This is a genomic window from Microbacterium sp., from assembly GCF_049661145.1.
In the GTDB taxonomy this organism is placed as follows: domain Bacteria; phylum Actinomycetota; class Actinomycetes; order Actinomycetales; family Microbacteriaceae; genus Microbacterium.
Genome location: NZ_JBASZT010000122.1, coordinates 1 through 2460, shown reverse-complemented (window position 1 = coordinate 2460; position 2460 = coordinate 1). Strand labels below are relative to the sequence as shown.

Annotated in this window: 3 protein-coding genes; 2 read left to right on the top strand and 1 reads right to left on the bottom strand. The window is 70.5% G+C overall.

The window, feature by feature from the left end:
• Positions 1–1157 (bottom strand): serine hydrolase domain-containing protein (locus WBP48_RS05485; protein ID WP_424437261.1); only part of this gene is annotated, 1157 nt, incomplete at its 3' end.
• A gap of 215 nt (positions 1158–1372) precedes the next feature.
• On the opposite strand from WBP48_RS05485, the gene WBP48_RS05480 reads away from it, so the two are divergent.
• Positions 1373–1684: a DUF2470 domain-containing protein gene (locus WBP48_RS05480; protein WP_424437258.1), complete on the top strand. Its 312-nt coding sequence runs from the start codon at positions 1373–1375 to the stop codon at positions 1682–1684.
• 77 nt (positions 1685–1761) lie between these two features.
• Positions 1762–2433, top strand: a complete 672-nt coding sequence (locus WBP48_RS05475; RefSeq protein ID WP_424437255.1) for a heme oxygenase (biliverdin-producing) — start codon at positions 1762–1764, stop codon at positions 2431–2433.
• Positions 2434–2460: the final 27 nt, after the last annotated feature.

Genomic DNA, 2460 nt, shown 5'->3' with positions numbered 1-2460 from the left:
GCCATGTCCTCCGCGGTCCACGGCAGGCCGGCCTCGGGGAGCGTCTGCCCCGACGCGGCCGGCGCCTTCGACGCGATCGCCGCAAGCTCCCAAGCGAGGCTACGCACGAGGTCGGCCGACGCGCGGGAGTTGTTGAGCGCGACGACGACGGTCATGCCGGTGCTGCGGTCGGCGAACGCCGCCGTGAGGTACCCGGGGAGCGAGCCGTACTGCCCGATGAGGCTTCCGGCCTGGTAGGCGCCGCCGCTCGCGGTGAACCACGACGGGCCGCCGGCCCAGACCGGCAGCGGGGCGTCGAACCGCTTGTCGGTGTCGTACGAGCGGGCCCCGACGGCGAGGGCCTGCACGTAGCGACCGATGTCCGTCAGATCACTCGTGACGCCGGATGCCGTGAATCCCGCCGATGGAGAGAGCGCCGTCATGTCCAGGGGGGCGGCGCACGCGACGCTCCCGTCCTCGGCGTCGCCCGACCACAGCCCGCCCAGCTCCACGTCGGCCGCCGTCGGCAGCGCACTTGCCGGCATCCCGACGGGGTCGAACACGTACTGCTCGTACAACGCGGCGGCGGTCTTGCCCGAAGCCCGCTCGAGAGCGACGCCGAGCAGCACGTAACCGGTGTCGGAGTCGGCGAACGTCGTCCCTGGCGTCGTGGCGACACCGCGCGAGAGCCCGTACGCGAGCAGCTCTCGCGGGTTCCACGACCGTGTCGGCGCTGCGCGCAGCCGGGCCTCGATCAGCGGCGCGTAGGACGAGAGCCCTCCGGTCGAATCGCACAACTGCCCGAGAGTGATCTCGCCGGCCGGAGCCGCACCCGTGGTGGTCGCATCGGGGGCGACCTCGTTGCCGGCGAGCCCCGGCACGTAGTCGCCGACCTGGTCGCCCAGTTCCACGACTCCGTCGGCGACGAGGCCGTAGAGCACGTCGCAGGTCATGGCGCGCGTGACGGCGCCGATCTTGAAGGTGGCATCGGCGGGTGTCGCGGCTCCCTGCGGAAGGACTGTGCCGACACCGGCCAGCCAACTGCCCGACCATGGCGCCCACGCCCCGACGGCGGCACCGCTGGACCCGGATGCCGCGACGGCCCGTTCGACCGCCGCCTGCAGCTGGACCTGGGTTTCGTCGGGAAGCGGAGCATCGACCTGGGAGGGCAGGGTCACGCTGCCGGAAGTCGTTTCCGCGGAGCACGCGGCGAGTGCGACAGCGATCGCGAACGCGCCAGCGACGGCAACGCTGCGCCGCGCGCGGTGGAGTCGCCGCATCCTCACCCCCGAATGTTCCTCTTCAGCGTAGATCAGAACCCTGAGCGCTTCGAACGGATGTCACGGGCATCCCTCTCCCATGGTGGGCTCATCCCGGTCATTAGGGTGGTGCCATGCCGCACACCTTCGACGATGCCGCACTCGCCGGCATCCTTGGCCACATGAACAACGACCACGCCGACGACAACCTGCTGATCGCCCGCGCGTTCTCGCCGCTTCCCGATGTCATCTCCTCGGAGATGGTGGCCTTCGACGGGGCCGAGGGGCAGTGGCGCATCACGACCGCCGGTGGCGGCGAGGAGATCGTCGCGGTGCCGTGGCCCGGCGGCGAGATCACCGAGCGGCGCGAGGTCCGGCGCGAGATCGTCGCGCTCTATGACGAGGCGTGCTCCCGCCTCGGCGTGCCGCCGCGCCCCCACGGGTGATCGGCTGGCGTGAACTCCCCTCCGCAATCATCTGAAACCTTCAGGTTAGCTGTACCTAAGTCGGTTACACTGGTCCTATGACCGAGCCGATCCCCTTCTCCGCGGCCCTGCGCGAGCGCTCCCAGGGCGCCCACTCCGGCAGCGAGCACGCGGGCTTCATGTCCGACCTCATGCGCGGCAAGGGCACGCGCGAGGACTACGTCGCGCTCGTGGCCCAGCACTGGTTCATCTACGGTGCGCTCGAGCGCGCCGCCGACACCATGCGCACCGACCCGACCGCCGCGCCGTTCATCAGCGACAAACTGACGCGGCTGCCGGCGATCGAAGCCGACCTCGAGTTCCTGATCGGGTCCGACTGGCGCGATCGCATCGAGCCACTGCCGACGACGCAGCGCTACGTCGCCCGCATCGACGAGGTCGGCACCGACTGGCCGGGCGGTTTCGTCGCCCACCACTACACCCGGTACCTCGGCGACCTGTCGGGCGGTCAGTTCATCGGCAAGCTCATGGCCCGCCAGTTCGGATTCCAGACCAACGGCATCGGCTTCTACCTGTTCGCCGAGATCGCCGACCCCGCAGCGTTCAAGGACGTCTACCGCGATCAGTTGGATGCCGTGTCGTGGGATGCCGACGAGCGCGAGCGCGTCATCGACGAGGTTCTCGTGGCCTACCGGTTCAACACCGACCTGTTCGCCGACCTTGCCGAGGCGAAGACCGCGGCATCCACCCCCGCCCACGCGACCGCCTGACGCGGACCCCCGCCCGCGCGCGCCGCG